Raw genomic sequence first — 21864 nt, forward strand, 5'->3', positions numbered from 1 at the left:
TTTATAACAAACAGGCCTTTTTTAAGAAAGTTTTTAAAAATGATAAAAAGCATCTTCAAAATGCTCTATCGTAAAGTTTCCTTTATCGTGTACAACAGAAATTATATCAAAACGAATAGAAAGATCCAGATTTTTTAAATTTACGTATTCGTCTATCGCTTTTACTAAAAGCTTTATTTTTTTTGGATTGACAAAATCTTGTGGATTTCCGAAATCAATCGACGAACGGGTTTTCACCTCAACAACTATCAAAGTGTCTTCTTTTTGAGCAATAATGTCAATTTCGGCTTTTTGAAAAACAAAATTGCTTTCTAAAATTGTATACCCCACGTTTTGAAGAAATTCCTTAGCAAGCTCCTCTCCTTTTTTCCCAAGCTCGTTATGAAAAGCCATTATCTTTCAAAAAAAACTTTGGTACACTCTGCATTTACATCTAATTCAATTTGTGAACCAAAAATTAAAGCTCGGTTATCTTGAATGTGACCTGCTGGAAAATTATAAACAATCGGAATATTATATTTTTTAGTTACATCTTCAATAATCTGTAAAGCATCTTTCCCCCAAGGAATATCGTTGTCTTTCATTTTAGTCATTCCTCCTACTAAAATTCCTTTGATACTTTCAAGACATCCGTTACGCTTCAAATTCATCATCATGCGGTCGATGTGATAAAGATATTCATCCAAATCCTCTATAAAAAGAATTTTATCATTACAATCTATTGCAGAAGGTGATCCAAACAAACTATACAAAATAGATAGATTTCCGCCAACTAATTCGCCTTTAGCTTTACCTAATTTGTTCATATTATGAAACGGAATATCATACTCCAATCGCTCTTCTCCAAACAAAGCTACTTTCAATGTTTCTTTTGCTGGTTTAGAAGCTTTGGCGACTGTTACTGGCATGATTCCGTGAATCGATTTATACCCCATAGTGTTCAAATGACTATGCAAAACAGTCACATCGCTAAAACCTACAATCCATTTTGGATTTTGTTTGAACTTAGTAAAATCTAACAAATCAAGCATACGCACAGTTCCGTATCCACCACGCACACACCAAATCATTTTAATATTGGGATTATCTAACTGCTCTTGAAAATCTTTGGCACGCTGCTCATCGGTTCCGGCCAACTGGTTTAAATCTAAACCTATCGTACTTCCTACTTTCACTTCTAACCCCCAACTTTTCATTAAATCGATTGCAGGTTTCAAATTATCGTCAACATTTTTACGCGCAGTAGCCACAATAGCCACCGTATCGCCTTTTTTCAATAAAGGAGGTGTAATCATCATTTTCTGTGAATAGGATAAGTTAGAAATAAGTATAAAAGCAATTAAATAGCGAAGCATTACTTATCATTTATAGTTTCAAAAGTAATAAATTAGGAATACTATTCATGTATTCTTGGACGAAAAAACCTTATTTTTGCACTCTATTTAATTGAATTATGGTACAAAATCCAAAAAGATATACAATTACGGCAGCATTGCCTTATACTAATGGTCCCATCCACATTGGTCACTTGGCTGGTGTGTATGTTCCTGGTGATATTTATACGCGCTTTTTACGTTTACAAGGAAAAGATGTGGCTTACATCTGCGGAAGCGATGAACATGGAGTGGCTATTTCTATGAAAGCTAAAAAAGAAGGTATTACACCACAGGAAGTGATTGACAAATATGATGGAATTATCAGAAAATCATTTATTGACTTCGGAATTTCATTCGATAATTATTCTAGAACTTCTGCTGAAGTTCATCATAAAACCGCTTCTGAATTTTTTAGAAAATTATACGATGATGGTAAATTCATCGAAGAAACTACTGATCAATTATACGACGAAAAAGCAGATCAGTTTTTAGCCGATCGTTTCGTAACTGGAACTTGTCCCAAGTGTTCAAATCCGGAAGCATATGGCGACCAATGCGAAAAATGTGGTTCGTCTTTAAATGCTACCGATTTAATTAATCCAAAATCAACAATTACAGGCACAACTCCAGTTTTAAAATCAACAAAACACTGGTTTTTACCTTTAAATGAATATTCTGATTTTTTACAGAAATGGATTGTGGAAGGTCATAAAAATGACTGGAAACCCAATGTATATGGACAAGTAAAATCATGGATTGATGGAGGTTTAGAGCCTCGTGCTGTAACCCGCGATTTGGATTGGGGAATTGATGTTCCTGTTGAAGGTGCTGAAGGCAAAAAACTATATGTGTGGTTTGATGCGCCAATCGGTTATATTTCATCTACAAAGGAATGGGCAGCTCGTGAAGGAAAAGATTGGGAACCATATTGGAAATCAGATGACACTAAATTGGTTCACTTCATCGGAAAAGATAATATAGTGTTCCATTGTGTAATTTTCCCTGCAATGTTAAAAGCGGAAGGAAGCTACATTTTACCTGATAACGTTCCTGCAAACGAATTCTTGAATTTAGAAGGAAATAAATTATCGACTTCTAAAAACTGGGCAGTTTGGTTACATGAATATCTAATAGATTTTCCTGAAAAACAAGATGCACTTCGTTATGCTTTAACTGCGAACGCACCAGAAACTAAAGACAACGACTTTACCTGGAAAGATTTTCAGGCAAGAAACAATAATGAATTAGCGGCTATCTTCGGGAACTTTATCAACCGTGTGGTGGTATTGACTAATAAATATTACGAAGGAATTGTTCCAACTCCAAACGAATTTAATGAAGTTGACTTAGCTACGTTAACTGAGTTAAAAGCTTATCCAGCTGTTATTGCTTCTTCGATAGAACGCTACCGTTTCAGAGAAGCTTTAGGCGAAATGATGAATGTCGCTCGTTTAGGGAATAAATATTTAGCAGATGAAGAGCCTTGGAAAATGGTAAAAACTGATCCAGAGCGTGTAAAAACACAAATGTATGTGGCCTTACAAATTGCTGCTGCTTTACGTGTTCTTGCTGAACCATTCTTACCCTTTACAGCTAACAAGTTGGCAAACATTTTAAAATTGGAAGAATTAGAATGGAATAAAGTTGCTGAAACGTCTGATTTATTACCAGCAGGTCACAAAATTGGCGAAGCAGAAATTCTTTTCGCACAAATTGAAGATGCCGAAATTCAAAAACAAATTGACAAACTCGAAGCTACTAAAAAAGCAAACGTAGTAGCCACAAAAAATACAATTATGCCTCAAAAAGAAACAACAACTTTCGATGATTTTGCAAAAATAGATTTACGTGTAGGTACTATTATTGAAGCTGAAAAAATGCCAAAAGCAGATAAATTATTAGTTTTAAAAGTAGACACTGGTCTTGATGTACGTACAATTGTTTCAGGCATTGCTGAGCATTTCACACCAGAAGAAGTTATTGGAAAAAGAGTAACCGTTTTAGTAAACCTTGCACCGAGAGCACTTCGTGGAGTTGAAAGTCAAGGAATGTTGTTACTAACTAATAATGCTGAAGGTAAACTGGTTTTTGTTTCTCCTGAGAAAGAAGGCGTTGAAAACGGAGCGACGATTGCTTAATGAATAATATTTTGTAACTTTATAGAAAACGCACTAAATATGTTACATAAAAGTATTGAAGATGCTTTAAACAAGCAAATTAGAATCGAAGCCGAATCGTCACAAGTATATCTATCAATGGCATGTTGGGCCGAAATTCATGGGTTTGAAGGCATTGCACGTTTCATGTATTTACAATCAGATGAAGAACGCATGCACATGCTTAAATTGATTAAGTATGTAAACGAACGTGGAGGACATGCACAAATAACCGACTTAAAAATGCCTAAAACAACATTTACTGCATTTCAGGAAATGTTTGAAGAATTATATAAACACGAGTTGTTTGTTTCGCAATCAATTAACGAATTAGTACACATAACTTTTGAATCTAAAGATTATGCCACACATAATTTTTTACAATGGTATGTAGCTGAACAAATTGAAGAAGAAGCTCAAGCAAAAAACATATTGGATAAAATCAATATGATTGGTGATGATAAAGGAGGTCTATATTTGTTTGATAGAGATATTTTACAAATTACCGCTAAGAACACAGCAGACAAACAAGCTTAAACCTTTTTGCTTTGAGCAAAAAAGACAAGGATAAGGACAAAGATAAGCACGAAAAAGAGCTTAAAAAACTACACAAAAAAGCAGAAAAGTGTAAGTCAAAATGTTGCGAAAAATATAAAAAGAAAGAGTCAAAACGTTGCAAACGCTGTCCAATGTTTGACTTAATTGAGAAATATCATATAACTCCTTCTCATTGAAGGAGTTTTTTAATCCTATGAAGATGAATCCAAAAGTAATTGCTTTTGATGCTGATGATACGCTTTGGCATAACGAACCTTATTTTGATGAAGCTCAAGAGAAATTCTGTTCTTTGTTTCAAAACTATGCTTCGCATCAGGAAATCCTACAACTTATTTTAAGTCATCAAGTAAAAAATCTACCCCTATACGGTTTTGGAATTAAGGCCTTTACACTGTCTATGGTAGAATCGGCTTTAAAATTAACCAATCATCAAATTTCAGGACATGCAATTGACAAAGTCTTACACATAGGAAAAGATTTACTGCAAAAACCAGTCGAATTATTACCCGATATTGAAGACATCTTAAAAGAACTACAAGGAAAATACAAACTAATTGTAGCTACCAAAGGCGATTTAAAAGACCAGCATCGCAAGCTACACGATTCTGGATTAGGACACTTTTTTCACCACATCGAAGTAATGAGTGATAAAACTGAAGTTGATTACAAAAAAATGCTTAGTCGTTTAGATATCGAACCTACTGATTTTGTAATGATTGGAAATTCTCTAAAATCTGATGTCCTACCAGTATTAAATATTGGGGGATATGGCATTCACATTCCGTATCACACTACTTGGGCTTATGAACAAATAGATTTTGAAATAGTCCACGAAAATTTTAAGTCAATTACAAATGTGAAAGAAGTCTTATCTTTGCTTTAATGAAAACAAAGTTAGATTTATCGACATGGAATCGTAGAGAACATTTTGAGTTTTTCAGCCAAATGGAAGAACCTTTTTATGGCTTGACTGTTACTATTGATTGCACTCATGCATACAAAACAGCTAAAAAAATGAAAATCCCATTCTTTACTTTTTATCTGCACAAAACTTTGGCAGCCATAAATGCTGTAGAAAACTTTAGATACAGAGTTATTGATAATGAAGTTTATATCTGGGAGAGAATAGATGTTTCTTCAACAATCATGCGAGAAGACAAAACTTTTGGTTTTTCATTAATTGAATTCGATTCCGATTTAAATCAATTTCATCAAAACGTTTTACAGGAAACAGAAAGAATTCAAAACACAAAAGGCCTTCTTACCCGTGAATTCCCTGACAGTAATTTAATTCATTTTTCTGCAATTCCTTGGATAGACTTTACTTCAATGTCACACGCAAGGGGTTTTTCATATCCAGACAGTTGTCCAAAAATATCTTTTGGAAAATTAACTGAGACAAATGGTAGAAAATCAATGCCAATGTCTATCCATGTACATCATGGGCTGGTCGACGGTTACCATGTAGGTTTGTTGATAGATGAATTCGAAAAACAGATGAATCTGTAATGTTTTCCATCGCTTATCACCCTATTTACAAACATCCGCTTCCAGAAGGACATCGTTTTCCTATGCTCAAATACGAATTGCTCCCTCAGCAGTTGTTACATGAAGGAACCGCTACTGAAAAAATGTTTTTTGAACCTGAAATTGCAGATTTATCAAATATTTTTGCCGTACACAGCAAAGAGTATGTTAATCACTTACTTGATTTAACACTCGATGCCAGAGCTGCCAGAAAAATTGGATTTCCACTTTCTGCCGAGTTGGTTGAAAGAGAATTACGCATTGCTCAAGGAACAATACAAGGTGTTCAAAATGCAATACAAGATGGAGTCGCTTTTAACATAGCAGGAGGAACACATCATGCGTATACAAATCATGGAGAAGCGTTTTGCTTACTAAATGATCAGGCAATAGGAGCACAATTTTTATTGAATAACACTTTAGCTAAAAAAATATTGATTGTCGATTTAGACGTACATCAAGGCAATGGAACTGCAGAAATTTTTCAAAACAATAATGCTGTTTTTACTTTTTCTATGCATGGGAAAAGTAATTATCCGTTCAAAAAAGAAACTTCCAATTTAGACATTGCTTTACCTGATAGCACTTCTGATGATAAATATTTGAAAATTTTAAATGACACTTTACCTAAACTTATAGAAACACAAAAACCTGATTTCGTTTTCTATTTAAGTGGAGTAGACATTTTAGATACAGATAAATTAGGAAAATTAAGTTGTACTATTCAAGGTTGTAAAAAACGTGATGAAATAGTTTTTGAACTTTGCGAAAAATATCAAATACCTGTACAATGTAGTATGGGAGGTGGTTATTCTCCACAAATTAAAACTATCATTGAAGGACATTCAAATACGTATAGAGTTGCTAAAGACATTTTCCACTAGTCTCGTTAAATTCCTATTAAATAAAACGCAAAAACTTATATTCTTTGTAACTTTGTGCCTCAATAACTTTTTAACTAAAAGAATTATGTATCCAGAAGAAATGGTAAAACCAATGCGTGCCGAATTAACTGACGCAGGTTTTCAAGGTCTACATACTGCTGAAGAAGTAGAAAATGCTTTAGCGCAAAAAGGGACTACACTAGTAGTAGTAAATTCAGTTTGTGGTTGTGCAGCTCGTAATGCTCGTCCAGGAGCAAAAATGAGTTTAGATGGTGATAAAAAACCAGATCACTTAATCACGGTTTTTGCAGGTGTAGATAAAGATGCTGTTGATGCAGCCCGTCAACATATGTTTCCTTTTCCTCCATCATCTCCTGCTATGGCATTATTTAAAGATGGTGAATTAGTACATATGTTGGAACGTCATCACATTGAAGGACGCCCTGCGGAGATCATTGCAGAAAACTTAAAAGACGCTTACAGTGAGTTTTGCTAAATAGAAAAACCTCAAAAGGAAACCACTTTTAGAGTGGTTTTTTTTATTTAATGACGTATCTTTGCCTAAATTGATATAAATAATGCAAAAATTAATTTCCTACCCAATATCAGTAATTTATTATCTGTTTTTTGGCCTATGCCTGTTAATTTTTCACCCTATTCAATGGATTTGTTTAAACGTTTTTGGATACCAAGCACATAAAAAAAGTGTCGATTATCTAAATTTCTGTTTAACAAAATGCACCAATTTATTGGGCACAAGGTATCAGTTTGAAAATGTTAATTTGATTCCAAAAAACGCTCCTGTAATTTTTGTAGCTAACCATCAAAGTCTGTATGATATAGTTGGAATAATTTGGTATTTGCGACGTTCTCATCCGAAATTTGTAAGCAAGAAAGAACTTGGAAAGGGAATTCCTAGTGTTTCATACAATTTAAGACACGGCGGATCTGTTTTAATTGACAGAAAAGATCCTAAACAAGCGCTTCCAGCTATTAAAAGTTTGGGAGAATATATAGAAAAACACAACAGAGCTGCTGTTATTTTTCCTGAAGGAACAAGAAGCAAAACAGGAGTTCCAAAACGTTTTTCAGAAAACGGTCTTAAAATTTTATGCAAATATGCCCCTTCCGCTTATATTGTCCCTATTTCTATAAACAATTCATGGAAAATGGTTCGTTACGGAAGTTTCCCTATGGGATTGGGCAATAAATTACAATTCATAATTCACGAACCAATGGCTATTAAAGGTTTTTCATTTAATGAATTAATGGAAAAAACAGAATCAGCAGTTGTAAGTGGAATAAAAAATTAAAGAATCATGTCAATACAAAATGTACGCTTGGAGGTGATGCAGTTTTTAGAAAAAAGCATTGATAGTTTTGTTGAACAATACTTACTCCCGATAGAAAAAATTTGGCAACCTTCAGATTTGTTACCAAACTCTGAAAGTGAAAGCTTTTTAGAAGAAGTGAAAGAATTAAGAGAAATTGCCAATGATTTACCTTATGATTTTTGGGTTGTTTTAGTAGGTGACACCATTACCGAAGAAGCTTTACCAACTTACGAATCGTGGTTAATGGATGTAGAAGGTGTATCTCAAAAACCAGAAAATGGATGGTCAAAATGGTTACGCCATTGGACAGGTGAAGAAAATCGTCACGGAGATTTATTAAACAAATATTTGTATTTATCTGGCCGCGTAAATATGCGTGAAGTAGAAGTGACTACACAACATTTAATCACTGATGGTTTTGATCCAGGAACTGATAGAGATCCTTATAAAAATTTTGTTTTTACAAGCTTTCAGGAATTAGCTACTTATGTTTCGCATAACCGTGTAGCACAGTTAGCTAAAAAATATGGTGATAATAAATTATCGAAAATTTGCAAATTAATTGCTGGTGATGAAATGCGTCACCATCATGCATATTCTGATTTTGTGAAAAGAATTTTTGATGTAGATCCTAGTCAAATGATGATGGCTTTTCATCATATGATGAAACACAAAATTAACATGCCTGCTCAACTTATCAGAGAGTCTGGTGAAAAGATAGGAAGTGCTTTTGAACAATTTTCAGAATCTGCACAACGTATTGGAGTTTATACTTCTATGGATTATGTCGATATTATGCAAAAATTAATTCAGAAATGGGAAATAGATAAAATTTCTAATTTAACTGATGAAGCAGAAAAAGCAAGAGATTACTTAATGAAACTTCCAGACAGAATGACAAAACTTGCTGAAAGAATCAAAATTGCTCCAGATTCACACGTTTTTAAATGGGTTCAACAACCCGCTTTAATAAAATAAACACAAAATCCTTTCTTTCGAAAGGATTTTTTAATCCCTTATCCTATCTATGTCTTTAATAAACAATACCATTGCTTTTGTAAAAAAACAACTGGAAGGAGCCGAAGGAGGTCACGACTGGTTTCATATTGAACGAGTATATAAAAATTCATTATTAATTGCCAACGGAGAAGATTGTAACTTAACAGTTGTAAAGCTGGGAGCTTTATTGCATGATATTGCAGACAGCAAATTTCATGGTGGAGATGAAACCGTTGGTCCAAAAACAGCTCGAATTTTTTTAGAAAATGAAAACACAGATGAAGAAACCATTCAACATGTAATTAACATTATCGAAAACATTTCTTTTAAAGGTGGAAATTTTGAAAAAAAATTCAATTCTAAAGAATTAGAAATTGTTCAAGATGCAGATCGTTTAGATGCTATTGGAGCTATTGGAGTTGCACGCGCATTTAATTATGGAGGATTTAAAAACAGAGCTTTATACAATCCTGAAATCCAACCAAATTTTAACATGACAAAAGAAGAATATAAAAAAAGTGAATCTCCAACTTTAAATCACTTCTACGAAAAATTATTGCTCTTAAAAGATAAAATGAATACCGAGACAGGTAAAAAAATTGCCGAAGAACGACATGAATTCATGGAACAATTCCTTTCACAATTTTATGCTGAATGGGATGGGCAGAAATAAAAAAGAGAACCGAATTGGTTCTCTTTTTATTATTTAATTACCCGTAAATTCGGCCTTTCTTTTTTCTAAAAACGCTGTGGTTCCTTCTTTAAAATCGGCAGTGGCGAAACACTCTCCAAACTTGTTTATTTCAATTTCGTAACCATTAACACCATCTTTATAATTGGCATTAACTGCTCTAATTGCTTTACCGATAGCTACTGGGGAATTTTTTATAATTTTATTTGCTATGGTCATATATGTCGAAAATAAATCGGCTTGCGGTACAACGTGATTTACTAAACCGTAATTTAATGCTGTTTGCGCATCAATCATACCTGCTGTCATTATCATTTCCATTGCACGTCCTTTACCAACTAGTTGTGGTAAACGCTGTGTTCCTCCATACCCCGGAATAACTCCTAAGGATGTTTCAGGTAATCCCATTTTTGCATTGTCTGAAGCGATACGAAAATGACAAGCCATTGCTAATTCTAAACCTCCGCCAAGAGCGAAACCATTTATAGCAGCAAAAACTGGAGTTTTCATATTCTCAATAAAATCAAACAATAATTCTTGTCCTTTAGCAGCTAATTGTGCTCCTTCTTTAGCAGAAAAATTTGCAAATTCAGAAATATCTGCACCTGCCACAAAAGCTTTTTCACCACTTCCTGTAATTACAATTACTTTCACTTCAGGATTTGCTTCAATTGTTTTTAATGTTTCGTGCAACTCTAAAATTGTAGCTTTATTAAGTGCATTTAATTTTTCAGGTCGGTTTATAAAAATTGTAGCAATTCCTTTTTCGTGTTCTAAAATAATATTTTCTAGTGCCATGTTTATTGATTTAATATGGGTAAAATAACTTTAAAAGTAGTTCCTTCGTTTACTTTAGAATCAAAGGTAATGCTTCCGTTGTAATTTTCAATAATGTTTTTAATGATTGCTAAGCCCAATCCCATTCCACTTGTTTTCGTAGTAAATTTTGGTTCAAAAATTCGATCAAAATCAAGGTACGAAATTCCTTTTCCGTTGTCTTCTACACAAATTATAGCATTGGTTTTGTCTTTAGTAATTGAGACCAAAATGCTCTTCATTTCTTGTTCTTCGGGAATAGCCTGGATAGCATTTTTAACTAAGTTCGTTATAATTCTAATAAGTTGAGTTCTGTCAATTTTAGTAATTATTTCTTCGTGAGAAGCTTCAAATCGAATATAATCTTCGTTAAAAATTTCCAGTGCCAATTGTACGACATCAACTATATTAAGCGTTTCGTTTTGTTGTGCAGGCAATGAAGCAAAATTTGAAAATGCAGAAGCTACCGCACTCATGGTATCTATTTGCTGAATCAATGTTTTAGAAAAATCAGCTAGTTTTTTCCTAGCATTGGGATCTTCAGGATTAAAACGCATTTCAAAACTTTGTACCGTTAAACGCATTGGAGTAAGCGGATTTTTAATTTCATGGGCTACCTGTTTTGCCATTTCACGCCACGCTCCTTCCCTTTCACTTTGAGCTAATTTATTGGCACTATCCTCTAACTGATCAATCATTTTATTGTATGAAAAAATCAATCTGTCAATTTCACGGCTATTGGTAACAGATTCTATTCTTTCATTTTTTTCGGTCAAACTAGTTTCTGTCAATCTATCCGAAATTGTTTTTAATGACTTTGTAATATATTTTGACAAATAATATGCAATCCAGATCGAAATAATAACCATTGCCAAATACACCATTCCGTAAATAAGCAAGAAGTTTCTGATTTCGTTTTTGTAAAAAGAATCGTCCTCAACATAAGGCAATCGAATGATCCCTAAAGGCTTATTTTCTACAAAATCCATTAAGTAACTATACGAAAAACGATAGCTTTTATCTTTTCCTTCTGCAAAATCGACATATCTATTCTTAGGTGAATTCTTTACTCTTTCTACCACATAATCTGGCAATAAAGGAGAAATTTGACCATTAATTATAGGTGCTTTAGATGTAACTAACAATCTTCCTGAAAAATCGAAAATATCAATTTGAATATTGTGAATATTAGCAATTTCGAAAATCTTATATGAGAAAATTGATCTTAAGTTAAACGTAGTTAACGGGTGTGGAGTTGTTGCTAAAATATATTGTATGTGCTGACGAATTTGGTTTTCTTTAATCAATAACTTTTCATCATGGTACACTTTGCTTTTAATCTGAAAATGAATAATAGACGCTGCCGCAATTAATATCGAAGATATAAGTGTAATTAGAATCATCGACATGAAGATTCTTGTGCGTAAGGACCAATGTTTAACCTTAAAAAGGGATTTCATTTACTGATTTTTTTCTCTAATCTTTTTATAGAATTTATACCCGAGCATTAAAAGTACTGAAAAAAGTATAATTCCAATCACTCCATAAATCCAATTTACGGCATTTTTTAAAATCACTAAAAATACAACTGCAAACAAAATGATTGTTGCTCCCTCATTCCATAATCTAAAAAAACCTGATGTATGCTTTACTTCGTCTTTTTGTAACTGAAGGAAAATTTGATGACATTTCAAGTGATACAAGTATAAGAAAAACACAAAACCAAGCTTAACATGCATCCACGATTGTGTTAACCAAACTTGGCCAGCATCTGTAAAAAACAACATCCAATACGCAAAAAAACTAGCTAAAATAGCGCTTGGCCAGGTAATGATATACCATAAACGATACTGCATTAACTGATATTGCTTAATCAAAATACTTTGTTCAGGTTCAAGCTTTTGCTTTGCTTCGGCATGATACACAAACAGTCTCACTATATAAAACAAACCTGCAAACCAAGTAATAACAAATATAAGATGCAGTGATTTTATGTAATTATAAAGTTCCATTAACGTTAGTTTTTAGCCCAATCTTTAATCCAATTTGCGATTGTATCCATCCAAGCTTCATCTTCGTTCAAACATGGAATAGCCTTAAAGTTTTCTCCACCATTAGCTTTGAAATCTTCATCAGCACGCATAGCGATTTCTTCTAAAGTTTCTAAACAATCAGCAACAAATGCAGGGGTTACCACAGCCAGATTTTTGATCCCTTTTGCAGGCATGTTGTTAATCTCAACATCAGTATACGGTTCCAGCCATTTATCACCAGCAAGTCTAGATTGGAATGTTTCGCTGTATTTTTCTTTTGGAATGTTCAAAATTTCAATTACCTGACGAGTAGTTTCAAAACATTGATGACGGTAACAAAATTCATGTGCTGGCGAAGCCGTAACACAACAACTACTGTTGATTTTACAATGTGAAGTGGTTACATCTGATTTTCTTATGTGACGCTCTGGAATACCGTGATACGAAAATAAAAGATGATCATATTCAAATCCTTCCAAGTGTTTCTTGATAGAATCAGCTAGGTTTTGGATGTAATCTTTTTTATTATAAAAGGAATTGATTCGTGTAATTGTCATTTCTGGAAAATGTTTTTTACGAAGTTCCTCTGCTAAAACAAAAATCGTCTTGGTAGACGCCATAGCATACTGAGGATACATTGGCAATAGTAACACCTCGGTTACTCCTTTGTCTTTTAGTTCTTGAAGTCCTTTTTGGATAGTCATTGAACCATAACGCATCGCTAAGGCTACTGGAATATCTACTCTATCTTGAACTTTTTTACGAACATTTTTAGAAATGACTACAAGCGGCGAACCTTCTTTAGTCCAGATTTTACCATACGCATGTGCCGATTCTTCTGGTCTTTTACGTAAAATAATTCCACGGACCAATAAAGCTCTTAATAAATACGGAACATCAATCACGTATTTATCCATTAAAAATTCATCTAAATAAGGCTTTACATCTTTTGGGTTTGGGCTCTCAGGTGAACCTAGATTAACTAATAATACTCCTTTCATTACTGTGTTTTTTCTAATAAATATTTTTTAGGCGTAGTGCCAAATTTCTTTTTAAATGCTGCTATAAAATGACTGGCTGTACTATAGCCAATTTTTAATCCTACTTCATTGACATTGTATGAACCACTATCTAATAAATTACGGGCATAATCCATCTTGTAATCAAATAAAAAACCGTAAACCGTATCGCCGTAAATTTGTTTAAAACCAGTTTTTAGTTTTTTTAAATTTAACCCTACTTTTTCTGAAAGTTCTTCTAAACTAGGAGGTTCGGACATATTGGCAATAATAATCTCTTTTGCTTTTTTCAGTTTTTTTACATTCTCTTCATCAATTAAAAACGGACATTGTTCGACATTTGGATCTTCATTTTTGTTAAAAAACAAACTCAGTAGTTCATATCCTTTCCCTTTGTAGTATAAATTCTTAATAGTAGGATTCAAATGGTAATGAAACATCTGATTCAACACAATTGCCGTTGAAGGTGTTATATTCTCTTCGCCATAATATTTTCGGTCTATATTTTCCTGACTTAAAAAAGGAATATGATCAGCATCACTGGTAAATAAGCCATGAAATTTTTTAATAGAAATCAAGATAGAAATAATCCATGTTTTAGGTGCAATATCCATATGAAGTGGCAATTCTTTTTCCGGATTGTAAAACAAAAGCGATTTCTCATCTTTTAAATCCAAAGTATAGTTGCCATTATTAAAGATGAATTTTGCCTTTCCTTTTAATCCAAAGTGAAACTGAATCAATCCTGTCTTGACGGGACGCTCGTATTTCATTTCTTCCTCAGAATCATTCTGAAAGCGAATTAAAATAAATTCATCGTCTATTTTTATTTCTTCCGCTGAACTCATAGCGATACTTTTTAAAATTAAATTGGAGTCAATAAGATTATTTTTATTTAGAATGATTCTATATAAATAAATTCTAAACACCTTATTTTACTGCAAAAATAAAACAAATATCGCTAAAAAGTCTTTTGTGATATAAAAATTACTTATAGCGACACAAAAAGTACTTATAGCGTTATTTTTATAAAAAGTACAAGGTTAAATTTGTAACGAAAATTTGATTAGGATTTAATGACACAGAATATACCCGCAAAATCGACTTCATTTTACGCTATTGGTCTAAGTTATCTTAAAGCCGATGCAGAAATGAGAGGTAAATTTAGTCTTGACGATAAAGCCAAAGAAAATTTACTCATCCAAGCTAAAGCAGAAGGAATTGAAAGCCTGATTGTTACTTCTACTTGTAACCGTACCGAAATATATGGTTTTGCACAACACCCTTTCCAGTTAATCAAATTACTTTGTGAAAACAGCCAAGGAACGGTTGAGGATTTTCAAAAGGTAGCTTATGTGCATAAAAACAGAGAAGCCATCACGCATTTGTTTCGAGTAGGAACGGGTCTAGACAGTCAGATTTTAGGGGATTTTGAAATTATCTCCCAAATAAAAAATGCTTTTGTTCTTTCAAAAGAGCATAATTTGGCTAATGCCTATATGGAGCGTTTGGTAAATTCGGTGATTCAAGCGAGTAAACGCGTGAAAAACGAAACCGAAATTTCATCGGGGGCTACTTCGGTGTCATTTGCTTCGGTACAGTATATTTTCAAAACAGTTCCTAATATTTCAGAGAAAAATATTTTATTGTTCGGAACTGGAAAAATTGGAAGAAATACCTGTGAAAATTTAGTAAAACATACCAAACATAGTCAAATTACCTTAATCAATAGAACGAAGGATAAAGCCGAAAAATTGGCTAAAAAATTGGATGTGATAGTTAAAGACTATGCCGATTTGCAGGTGGAAATTCAAAAAGCGGATGTATTGGTAGTCGCTACTGGTGCTCAAAACCCAACGGTAGATAAAGCGATTTTGAATCTGAAAAAGCCATTGCTGATTTTGGATTTATCGATACCTAAAAACGTGAACGAAAATGTTCAGGATGTTGAAGGGGTGACTTTAGTCCACATGGATCATTTATCGCAAATAACGGATGAAACTTTAGAAAACAGAAAAAGTCAGATTCCAGCGGCAGAAGCCATTATCAATGAAATCCTAGAGGAGTTCATGACTTGGACCAAAGGACGTAAATATGCGCCGACGATTCATGCTTTAAAAGCCAAACTGCATGCTATTAAAGAAAAAGAATTGCAAACTCAACGCAAAAAAATATCCAATTTTGATGAAGAGCAAGCTGAGTTAATCAGCAATAGCATCATTCAAAAAATAACCAATCATTTTGCCAATCATTTAAAAGATGAAAACACTTCGGTAGATGACAGTGTCGATTGGATTCAAAAAGTGTTTCTCTTAGAAAAATAAAATCTGTGGCCAAAAATCGAATTATAAAAATAGGAACTCGCGATAGCGAATTAGCGCTTTGGCAAGCCCACACCGTTGAAAAACAACTGAACGATTTAGGCTATAAAACCGAGATTGTTGCCGTAAAATCACAAGGGGATATTATCCTTGACAAACCACTATACGAATTAGGTATTACGGGTATTTTTACCAAAACGCTCGACATCGCCATGATTGCTGGGCAGGTAGATATTGCTGTGCATTCTATGAAAGATGTGCCAACAGCCTTACCACAAGGAATTGTGCAAGCAGCCGTTTTAGAACGTGCCAATACCGTTGACATTTTAGTCCACAAAGGCAATTTAGATTTCCTTGAAACTAATGGAACTATCGCCACAGGAAGTCTTCGTCGTCAGGCACAATGGCTAAATAAATATCCCAAACATACAGTAGTCGACTTGCGTGGAAACGTAAACACCCGTATGCAAAAATTGCAAGATAACGATTGGAACGGAGCTGTTTTTGCCGCCGCCGGATTGGAACGCATCAATTTAAAGCCCAATACTTTTATCAATTTAGACTGGATGATTCCTGCTCCTGCACAAGGCGCTATGTTGGTAGTGGCTATGGCAGAAGATACTTTTGCATTGGAAGCGTTGTCGGAACTGAATCATATTGAAACTGAAATTTGTACCTATATTGAACGTCAGTTTTTAAGAACTTTAGAAGGAGGTTGTACTGCACCAATTGGCGCTTTGGCAACGTATAATGAAAAGACAGATCAAATCGATTTTAAAGGCGTATTGTTTGCTATTGATGGACAACAAAAATTTGAAATCAACCGAAGTTTTGATATTTCCGAGTGGAAAAAACTGGGATTCAATTGTGCCAAAGAAATTTTGGACAATGGCGGTGCCGAATTAATGAAAGAGATAAAAGAAAAACTGAAAAAATAATTCGTGGCCCAAAACACTCGCATATTATCCACCAAAGTTTTGCTTCCCAATCAGAAGCAGTTTTTGTTGAATGCTAATTTTTCAGTGATAGAAGCTGATTTTATTCAAATAAAATACAAATCGTTTGAATTAAATAACACTAACGAAACGCTTATTTTTACCAGTCAAAATGCGGTGTTAAGTGTTTTACAGCATTCGAATATTGAAGTCTTAAAACAAAAAACGGTTTTCTGTGTGGGTTTAAAAACCAAAGCCTTATTAGAAGAAAACAGTTTTACTGTAGAAGCTTATACGGGTTATGCAGCCGATTTAGCTGAGATTATTTCGTTAGTGTATGCCGATCAGAGTTATACTTTTTTCAGCGGAAATTTACGTCGCGATGTTTTGCCCGAAATGCTGAAAGAAAACGGAATTCCTTTCAATGAAATTGAAGTCTATGAAACGATTTTAACACCACAAAAAATTAACACTAAGCCTGATGGTATTCTGTTTTACAGTCCGTCGGGAGTAGAAAGTTATCTAAAAGAAAATAAAATTACGGATGAAATGTGTTTTTGCATTGGGAATACCACGGCAAATGCACTTCAAACGATTACTGAAAATATCATAATTGCCAATCAGCCTTCGGTTGAAAACGTGATTATTCAATGTATAAATTATTATAAAAGTTAATAGCTAACGACTATTGACTAAAAGCTAAAAAGTATGATAAAAAACGATTTATTTCTGCGTGCCTTAAATAACGAATCTGTTGAACGTCCACCCGTTTGGATGATGCGTCAAGCAGGAAGATATTTACCAGAATTTAGAGCCTTACGCGATAAATACGATTTCTTTACCCGTTGCGAAACACCAGAATTAGCTGCGGAAATTACAGTTCAACCGATTCGAATTGTAAAACCAGATGCAGCGATTTTATTTTCGGATATTTTGGTAGTACCGCGCGCTATGGGAATTCACGTAGAATTAAAAGATAATTTAGGACCTATTATTCCTGATCCTATCCGCACGATGGAGCAAGTAGAAAAAGTATTTGTTCCCGATGTGAATGAAACGTTGGGTTATGTTTTTGATGCGATTAAGTTGACCAAAGAAATGTTGAACGACGAAGTGCCGTTAATTGGTTTCGCAGGTTCTCCATGGACAATCTTTTGTTATGCAGTCGAAGGGAAAGGTTCTAAAAGTTTTGATACAGCTAAAGGATTTTGTTTTTCCAATCCAGTAGCAGCCCATACGTTATTGCAAAAAATTACCGATACCACTATTCTATATTTAAAAGAAAAAGTAAAAGCAGGTTGTAATGCGATCCAGATTTTCGATTCTTGGGGTGGTATGTTATCTCCAACAGATTACACAGAATTCTCTTGGCAATATATCAACCAAATTGTGGAAGCATTAGCGGAAGAAACGAAAGTAATTGTTTTTGGAAAAGGATGTTGGTTTGCGTTAAATGACATGGCCAAATCGAAAGCTTCGGCATTGGGAGTAGATTGGACATGCTCGCCTAGAAATGCCCGTTATTTAACTGGTGGAAAAATTACGTTACAAGGAAACTTTGATCCATCACGTTTATTGTCACCCATTCCAACCATCAAGAAAATGGTGCATGAAATGATTGATGAATTCGGGGCAGCCAATTACATCGTCAACTTAGGTCACGGAATTTTACCAAATATTCCTGTGGATCATGCGAAAGCGTTTGTGGAAGCGGTGAAGGAGTATAATTCTTAAATATGCACTAATAACTTCCTAATTATGATGAAACTCAATAAGAATCAAGTATGTATCATTTCTGATAGAAATGAAAAAATACCAGAACTAGGAACTGGATTTTTATTTTTAAGAAAAGATTGGATTTTAACCGCAGCTCATGTTGTTATGGAGCATGGTTTACCTAGACAAAATTTATATATTGAGTTTGTACCAAATATTAATGAAAAAGTAATCCTTAATGTCAAGGTATTGGCTGAACATAAAGAATGTGATATAGCTATACTACAGATTGTTGATAAAAATAATCCTTGTGAATTTCCATTGTATCCTGGACATGAAAGTTTAAGTTCTTATAAAGGACTTTTATATTGTGGATTTGAGTCATCTGATGGTAATTTAAGAATTGAAATCACTGAAAAGTTTTCAAAAGATGTTAGAATTAGAGATTATGAGGAAGTGATTATGGAATTTCCAAGTGAATATGTTACAGGAGGTTATTCAGGAGGTCCAATTTTTGGCAATGGTGGAGTTGTGATTGGATTAATGATTAACCAATTTAGTGAAGAAAATAATACTAAAGGAAATTTTGCGAGAGCAACATCTATTAAAACAATAATGGATTCAATTCTAATCAGTATTGATAGTGAAAGAATGAAAGTATTTTAACCTATAATGAAAAATAAATTCTACCAATACATACAAACCCTTCAAGACCAAATCTGTAAAGGTTTAGAAGATATCGACGGAGGTGCCAAATTTCGTGAAGATTTATGGGACAGACCCGAAGGTGGCGGCGGAAGAACCCGTGTGATTGAAAACGGTCAAGTTTTTGAAAAAGGAGGTGTGAATATTTCTGCCGTACATGGAAAATTACCCGATACCATGCAAAAGATGTTTGGTGTAGGCGAAGCTGATTTTTTTGCTTGCGGATTGAGTTTAGTCATTCATCCTAAAAATCCCATGGCACCTACGGTTCATGCCAACTGGCGTTATTTTGAAATGTATGATGATAACGGAAATATCATCAATCAGTGGTTTGGTGGCGGACAGGATTTAACACCATATTATTTGTTTGAAGAAGATGCGAAACATTTTCATCAAACGTGTAAAACGGCTTGCGACAAACACAATCTGGAGTTCTATCCCAACTACAAAAAGAAATGCGATGCCTATTTTTGGAATGCGCACCGTAATGAAGCCAGAGGAATAGGGGGTTTGTTTTTTGATTATTTGAAAGAAACAGACACCATGAAAATGGAAGATTGGTACAATTTTGTTACCGAAGTGGGTAATTCATTTTTAGAAGCTTATGTGCCAATTGTGGAAAGAAGAAAAGATTTGCCATACACTCCAGAGCAACGTACTTGGCAGGAAATTCGCCGTGGTCGTTATGTAGAATTCAATTTGGTGCACGATAAAGGAACACTTTTCGGACTAAAAACAAACGGAAGAATAGAATCTATATTGATGAGTTTACCACCTCATGTGCAATGGGTGTATGACCATCATCCTGAAAAAGGTAGTGAAGAAGAAAAATTAATAAAGGTATTAACCAATCCAATTGATTGGGTTTAAAAAATAAAATTATGTTTCCAATACACAGAGGTAGAAGATTACGAGTGAATGAGAGTATTCGTTCGTTAGTTAGAGAAACCAGTTTAAGTCCAACCGACTTCATGTTTCCAATGTTCATCATGGAAGGCGAAAACAACAAAATTGAAGTGCCTTCTATGCCAGGTATTTACCGCAGGACTTTAGACTTGACGGTAGAAGAAGTAAAAGAATTATACGCTTTAGGAATTCGTGCCGTAAACATTTATGTGAAAGTAAACGACAACCTAAAAGACAATACCGGTAAAGAAGCTTGGAATCCAAACGGATTAATGCAAAATGCCATTCGTGCTATCAAAGCAGCTTGTCCGGAAATGATTGTAATGCCAGATGTGGCGTTAGATCCGTATTCAATTTATGGTCATGACGGAATTATTGAAAACGGTGATGTAGCGAATGACGCGACCAACGATGCTTTAGTTAAAATGGCCGTTTCACATGCTCAAGCGGGTGCCGATTTCGTAGCGCCAAGTGACATGATGGACGGACGTGTGTTGCGTTTACGTCAAGGTTTGGACGCGGCAGGTTTTCACAATGTGGGGATTATGAGTTATTCGGCGAAATATGCTTCGGCGTTTTACGGTCCGTTCCGCGATGCGTTAGATAGTGCCCCTAGGGAGGCGGATATCGTAGTCCCAAAAGATAAAAAGACCTACCAAATGGATTATGCTAATCGCATTGAAGCCGTAAAAGAAGCGTTATGGGATGTAGAAGAAGGGGCTGATATGGTGATGGTAAAACCTGGAATTGCTTACTTGGATATCGTTCGTGAAGTAAAAAATGTGGTTGATGTTCCCGTTACCGTTTTCCATGTTTCTGGTGAATATGCCATGATTAAAGCGGCGGCTGAAAGAGGCTGGTTAGATCATGATAAAATTATGATGGAACAATTGATGTGTATCAAACGTGCTGGTGCGAGTTTAATTTCGACCTATTTTGCTAAAGAAGCAGCCATTTTATTGAATCAGAAATAATGAAAAAAATAGTATTTACCCTTATTGTTTTAAGTTTCTTCTCTTGTAAAAAAGAGAGTCAAGAGAATTTTGGTACCACCACAGAAGCGACCAAACAAAAACCAGAAGAATTAGGCAAAGAAATTTTTGAAGGGAAAGGCGTCTGTTATACTTGCCATAAACCTGAAGTAAAAACAGTAGGACCCGCAATAAAAGATATTGCTAAACTATACAAAGAAAAAGGAGGGAACATTGTCGCTTTTCTTCAGGAAAAAAGTGAGCCTATTGTTGATCCAAGCCAGTATGAAACGATGAAAACCAACTTTGCCGTAACCAAAAATCTTCCCGAAGAGGAGTTAAAAGCGTTGGAAGCCTATATGCTCAGTTTTTCAAAATAATACAAAAATCAAGTCATCTCCGGATGGCTTTTTTGTTTTAAATAATTACTTTTATCACATGGAAACAGCATTTATCAATTCGCCTTTAGGAATCACCAAAATAGAAGGAGATGAAAAAGGTATTACCGTAATTTCTGTTTTATCAGAAGGAGAAGTGTCCAAAGAAATCCCAAAAGTTTTACAAGAGGCGGTTAATCAACTTCATGACTATTTTGAAGGGAATCGTACCGATTTTACTTTCAAACTAAACCCTAAAGGTACTGAATTCCAGCAAAAAGTTTGGCAGGAATTATTAAATATTCCCTTCGGCAAAACCATGTCTTATCTCGATTTGTCTAAAAAGCTAGGCGATGTTAAAGCCATTCGCGCCGTAGCCTCTGCGAATGGTAAAAATCCACTTTGGATTGTGGTTCCCTGTCATCGTGTTATTGGCACTGATGGTTCTTTAACAGGATATGCAGGTGGATTGTGGCGGAAACAATGGTTACTCGAACACGAAAATCCTAATAAACAACAAAGCTTGTTTTAATTTTTTTA

General features: G+C 34.4%; 26 protein-coding genes. 19 read left to right on the top strand and 7 right to left on the bottom strand.

Features of this window, described 5'->3' with window-relative positions; translation table 11 throughout:
* Nucleotides 1–33 precede the first annotated feature (33 nt).
* Together LJY17_RS11210 and LJY17_RS11215 are read right to left on the bottom strand one after the other, a co-directional pair.
* Nucleotides 34–393 (bottom strand): YraN family protein, encoded by a 360-nt coding sequence (locus LJY17_RS11210; protein ID WP_264543911.1) that lies wholly within the window; start codon nucleotides 391–393, stop codon nucleotides 34–36.
* On the bottom strand, nucleotides 393–1355 hold the full coding sequence (locus LJY17_RS11215; RefSeq protein WP_264543912.1) for a S66 peptidase family protein: 963 nt from the start codon (nucleotides 1353–1355) through the stop codon (nucleotides 393–395). The genes LJY17_RS11210 and LJY17_RS11215 overlap by 1 nt, the downstream gene beginning before the upstream one ends.
* A 98-nt stretch (nucleotides 1356–1453) precedes the next feature.
* On the opposite strand from LJY17_RS11215, the gene metG reads away from it, so the two are divergent.
* The 10 genes from metG (at nucleotide 1454) to LJY17_RS11265 (ending at nucleotide 9507) form a co-directional block, all read left to right on the top strand.
* Nucleotides 1454–3514 (top strand): methionine--tRNA ligase, encoded by a 2061-nt coding sequence (metG, locus tag LJY17_RS11220; RefSeq protein WP_264543913.1) that lies wholly within the window; start codon nucleotides 1454–1456, stop codon nucleotides 3512–3514.
* Between the two features lie 39 nt (nucleotides 3515–3553).
* Nucleotides 3554–4069: a ferritin gene (locus LJY17_RS11225; protein WP_264543914.1), complete on the top strand. Its 516-nt coding sequence runs from the start codon at nucleotides 3554–3556 to the stop codon at nucleotides 4067–4069.
* A gap of 11 nt (nucleotides 4070–4080) precedes the next feature.
* Nucleotides 4081–4266: a hypothetical protein gene (locus LJY17_RS11230; protein ID WP_264543915.1), complete on the top strand. Its 186-nt coding sequence runs from the start codon at nucleotides 4081–4083 to the stop codon at nucleotides 4264–4266.
* A 23-nt stretch (nucleotides 4267–4289) separates the two neighbouring features.
* On the top strand, nucleotides 4290–4973 hold the full coding sequence (locus LJY17_RS11235; protein WP_264543916.1) for an HAD family hydrolase: 684 nt from the start codon (nucleotides 4290–4292) through the stop codon (nucleotides 4971–4973).
* A complete protein-coding gene (locus tag LJY17_RS11240) occupies nucleotides 4973–5599 on the top strand; it encodes a chloramphenicol acetyltransferase (RefSeq protein WP_264543917.1) in 627 nt (208 codons plus the stop codon). Before LJY17_RS11235 ends, LJY17_RS11240 begins: the two co-directional genes overlap by 1 nt.
* Nucleotides 5599–6501, top strand: coding sequence for a histone deacetylase family protein (locus LJY17_RS11245; protein WP_264543918.1), 903 nt, complete (start codon nucleotides 5599–5601; stop codon nucleotides 6499–6501). Before LJY17_RS11240 ends, LJY17_RS11245 begins: the two co-directional genes overlap by 1 nt.
* Nucleotides 6502–6586: 85 nt before the next feature.
* Complete coding sequence (locus tag LJY17_RS11250) at nucleotides 6587–6997, top strand: BrxA/BrxB family bacilliredoxin (RefSeq protein WP_264543919.1); 411 nt, start codon at nucleotides 6587–6589, stop codon at nucleotides 6995–6997.
* 82 nt (nucleotides 6998–7079) lie between these two features.
* On the top strand, nucleotides 7080–7814 hold the full coding sequence (locus tag LJY17_RS11255) for a lysophospholipid acyltransferase family protein (protein WP_264543920.1): 735 nt from the start codon (nucleotides 7080–7082) through the stop codon (nucleotides 7812–7814).
* A 6-nt stretch (nucleotides 7815–7820) separates the two neighbouring features.
* Nucleotides 7821–8813 carry an acyl-ACP desaturase gene (locus LJY17_RS11260; RefSeq protein WP_264543921.1) on the top strand — a complete coding sequence of 331 codons (993 nt, stop codon included), beginning with the start codon at nucleotides 7821–7823 and terminating at the stop codon, nucleotides 8811–8813.
* A 49-nt stretch (nucleotides 8814–8862) separates the two neighbouring features.
* Complete coding sequence (locus LJY17_RS11265; protein ID WP_413614510.1) at nucleotides 8863–9507, top strand: HD domain-containing protein; 645 nt, start codon at nucleotides 8863–8865, stop codon at nucleotides 9505–9507.
* A 33-nt stretch (nucleotides 9508–9540) separates the two neighbouring features.
* Here the strand turns inward: LJY17_RS11265 and LJY17_RS11270 are convergent, their stop codons facing one another.
* From LJY17_RS11270 to LJY17_RS11290, 5 genes are read right to left on the bottom strand one after another with little or no spacing between them, the layout of a single operon-like run.
* On the bottom strand, nucleotides 9541–10323 hold the full coding sequence (locus LJY17_RS11270; RefSeq protein ID WP_264543922.1) for an enoyl-CoA hydratase/isomerase family protein: 783 nt from the start codon (nucleotides 10321–10323) through the stop codon (nucleotides 9541–9543).
* A 2-nt stretch (nucleotides 10324–10325) separates the two neighbouring features.
* Nucleotides 10326–11801: a sensor histidine kinase gene (locus tag LJY17_RS11275; RefSeq protein ID WP_264543923.1), complete on the bottom strand. Its 1476-nt coding sequence runs from the start codon at nucleotides 11799–11801 to the stop codon at nucleotides 10326–10328.
* Nucleotides 11802–12353 carry a CopD family protein gene (locus LJY17_RS11280; protein ID WP_264543924.1) on the bottom strand — a complete coding sequence of 184 codons (552 nt, stop codon included), beginning with the start codon at nucleotides 12351–12353 and terminating at the stop codon, nucleotides 11802–11804.
* Between the two features lie 5 nt (nucleotides 12354–12358).
* The gene (gene hemH, locus LJY17_RS11285; protein ID WP_264543925.1) at nucleotides 12359–13375 is read right to left on the bottom strand and encodes a ferrochelatase; all 1017 of its coding nucleotides are present in this window, start codon (nucleotides 13373–13375) and stop codon (nucleotides 12359–12361) included.
* Nucleotides 13375–14241, bottom strand: coding sequence for a helix-turn-helix transcriptional regulator (locus tag LJY17_RS11290; protein WP_264543926.1), 867 nt, complete (start codon nucleotides 14239–14241; stop codon nucleotides 13375–13377). The genes hemH and LJY17_RS11290 overlap by 1 nt, the downstream gene beginning before the upstream one ends.
* Before the next feature lie 228 nt (nucleotides 14242–14469).
* On the opposite strand from LJY17_RS11290, the gene hemA reads away from it, so the two are divergent.
* The 9 genes from hemA to LJY17_RS11335 are packed head-to-tail and all read left to right on the top strand — an operon-like array spanning nucleotide 14470 to nucleotide 21856.
* Nucleotides 14470–15717 carry a glutamyl-tRNA reductase gene (gene hemA / locus LJY17_RS11295; RefSeq protein WP_264543927.1) on the top strand — a complete coding sequence of 416 codons (1248 nt, stop codon included), beginning with the start codon at nucleotides 14470–14472 and terminating at the stop codon, nucleotides 15715–15717.
* A gap of 5 nt (nucleotides 15718–15722) precedes the next feature.
* The gene (gene hemC, locus LJY17_RS11300; protein WP_264543928.1) at nucleotides 15723–16652 is read left to right on the top strand and encodes a hydroxymethylbilane synthase; all 930 of its coding nucleotides are present in this window, start codon (nucleotides 15723–15725) and stop codon (nucleotides 16650–16652) included.
* Nucleotides 16653–16655: 3 nt separating this feature from the next.
* On the top strand, nucleotides 16656–17324 hold the full coding sequence (locus LJY17_RS11305; protein WP_264543929.1) for a uroporphyrinogen-III synthase: 669 nt from the start codon (nucleotides 16656–16658) through the stop codon (nucleotides 17322–17324).
* 33 nt (nucleotides 17325–17357) lie between these two features.
* Entirely contained in the window at nucleotides 17358–18383 is a 1026-nt protein-coding gene (gene hemE / locus LJY17_RS11310) for a uroporphyrinogen decarboxylase (RefSeq protein WP_264543930.1), read from the top strand.
* A 24-nt stretch (nucleotides 18384–18407) separates the two neighbouring features.
* Entirely contained in the window at nucleotides 18408–19031 is a 624-nt protein-coding gene (locus LJY17_RS11315; RefSeq protein ID WP_264543931.1) for a S1 family peptidase, read from the top strand.
* Nucleotides 19032–19037: 6 nt separating this feature from the next.
* Nucleotides 19038–19940 (top strand): oxygen-dependent coproporphyrinogen oxidase, encoded by a 903-nt coding sequence (gene hemF, locus LJY17_RS11320; RefSeq protein ID WP_264543932.1) that lies wholly within the window; start codon nucleotides 19038–19040, stop codon nucleotides 19938–19940.
* Nucleotides 19941–19951: 11 nt separating this feature from the next.
* Complete coding sequence (hemB, locus tag LJY17_RS11325; protein ID WP_264543933.1) at nucleotides 19952–20950, top strand: porphobilinogen synthase; 999 nt, start codon at nucleotides 19952–19954, stop codon at nucleotides 20948–20950.
* Nucleotides 20950–21327 (top strand): c-type cytochrome, encoded by a 378-nt coding sequence (locus LJY17_RS11330; protein WP_264543934.1) that lies wholly within the window; start codon nucleotides 20950–20952, stop codon nucleotides 21325–21327. The genes hemB and LJY17_RS11330 overlap by 1 nt, the downstream gene beginning before the upstream one ends.
* A gap of 58 nt (nucleotides 21328–21385) precedes the next feature.
* On the top strand, nucleotides 21386–21856 hold the full coding sequence (locus LJY17_RS11335) for a methylated-DNA--[protein]-cysteine S-methyltransferase (RefSeq protein WP_264543935.1): 471 nt from the start codon (nucleotides 21386–21388) through the stop codon (nucleotides 21854–21856).
* Nucleotides 21857–21864: the final 8 nt, after the last annotated feature.

It is taken from the genome of Flavobacterium hankyongi (genome assembly GCF_036840915.1).
GTDB lineage: Bacteria > Bacteroidota > Bacteroidia > Flavobacteriales > Flavobacteriaceae > Flavobacterium > Flavobacterium hankyongi.

What these genes read in the sequence shown, in the direction of transcription:
- metG (WP_264543913.1), top strand. Translation starts at nt 1,454, where the DNA reads ATGGTACAAAATCCAAAAAGATATACAATTACGGCAGCATTGCCTTAT.
- LJY17_RS11235 (WP_264543916.1), top strand. Translation starts at nt 4,290, where the DNA reads ATGAATCCAAAAGTAATTGCTTTTGATGCTGATGATACGCTTTGGCAT.
- LJY17_RS11255 (WP_264543920.1), top strand. Translation starts at nt 7,080, where the DNA reads ATGCAAAAATTAATTTCCTACCCAATATCAGTAATTTATTATCTGTTT.
- hemH (WP_264543925.1), bottom strand. Translation starts at nt 13,375, where the DNA reads ATGAAAGGAGTATTATTAGTTAATCTAGGTTCACCTGAGAGCCCAAAC.
- hemF (WP_264543932.1), top strand. Translation starts at nt 19,038, where the DNA reads ATGAAAAATAAATTCTACCAATACATACAAACCCTTCAAGACCAAATC.
- LJY17_RS11215 (WP_264543912.1), bottom strand. Translation starts at nt 1,355, where the DNA reads ATGCTTCGCTATTTAATTGCTTTTATACTTATTTCTAACTTATCCTAT.
- LJY17_RS11265 (WP_413614510.1), top strand. Translation starts at nt 8,863, where the DNA reads ATGTCTTTAATAAACAATACCATTGCTTTTGTAAAAAAACAACTGGAA.
- hemE (WP_264543930.1), top strand. Translation starts at nt 17,358, where the DNA reads ATGATAAAAAACGATTTATTTCTGCGTGCCTTAAATAACGAATCTGTT.
- hemA (WP_264543927.1), top strand. Translation starts at nt 14,470, where the DNA reads ATGACACAGAATATACCCGCAAAATCGACTTCATTTTACGCTATTGGT.
- hemB (WP_264543933.1), top strand. Translation starts at nt 19,952, where the DNA reads ATGTTTCCAATACACAGAGGTAGAAGATTACGAGTGAATGAGAGTATT.
- LJY17_RS11240 (WP_264543917.1), top strand. Translation starts at nt 4,973, where the DNA reads ATGAAAACAAAGTTAGATTTATCGACATGGAATCGTAGAGAACATTTT.
- LJY17_RS11330 (WP_264543934.1), top strand. Translation starts at nt 20,950, where the DNA reads ATGAAAAAAATAGTATTTACCCTTATTGTTTTAAGTTTCTTCTCTTGT.
- LJY17_RS11245 (WP_264543918.1), top strand. Translation starts at nt 5,599, where the DNA reads ATGTTTTCCATCGCTTATCACCCTATTTACAAACATCCGCTTCCAGAA.
- LJY17_RS11335 (WP_264543935.1), top strand. Translation starts at nt 21,386, where the DNA reads ATGGAAACAGCATTTATCAATTCGCCTTTAGGAATCACCAAAATAGAA.
- LJY17_RS11290 (WP_264543926.1), bottom strand. Translation starts at nt 14,241, where the DNA reads ATGAGTTCAGCGGAAGAAATAAAAATAGACGATGAATTTATTTTAATT.
- LJY17_RS11225 (WP_264543914.1), top strand. Translation starts at nt 3,554, where the DNA reads ATGTTACATAAAAGTATTGAAGATGCTTTAAACAAGCAAATTAGAATC.
- LJY17_RS11250 (WP_264543919.1), top strand. Translation starts at nt 6,587, where the DNA reads ATGTATCCAGAAGAAATGGTAAAACCAATGCGTGCCGAATTAACTGAC.
- LJY17_RS11210 (WP_264543911.1), bottom strand. Translation starts at nt 393, where the DNA reads ATGGCTTTTCATAACGAGCTTGGGAAAAAAGGAGAGGAGCTTGCTAAG.
- LJY17_RS11280 (WP_264543924.1), bottom strand. Translation starts at nt 12,353, where the DNA reads ATGGAACTTTATAATTACATAAAATCACTGCATCTTATATTTGTTATT.
- LJY17_RS11270 (WP_264543922.1), bottom strand. Translation starts at nt 10,323, where the DNA reads ATGGCACTAGAAAATATTATTTTAGAACACGAAAAAGGAATTGCTACA.
- LJY17_RS11260 (WP_264543921.1), top strand. Translation starts at nt 7,821, where the DNA reads ATGTCAATACAAAATGTACGCTTGGAGGTGATGCAGTTTTTAGAAAAA.
- LJY17_RS11275 (WP_264543923.1), bottom strand. Translation starts at nt 11,801, where the DNA reads ATGAAATCCCTTTTTAAGGTTAAACATTGGTCCTTACGCACAAGAATC.
- LJY17_RS11315 (WP_264543931.1), top strand. Translation starts at nt 18,408, where the DNA reads ATGATGAAACTCAATAAGAATCAAGTATGTATCATTTCTGATAGAAAT.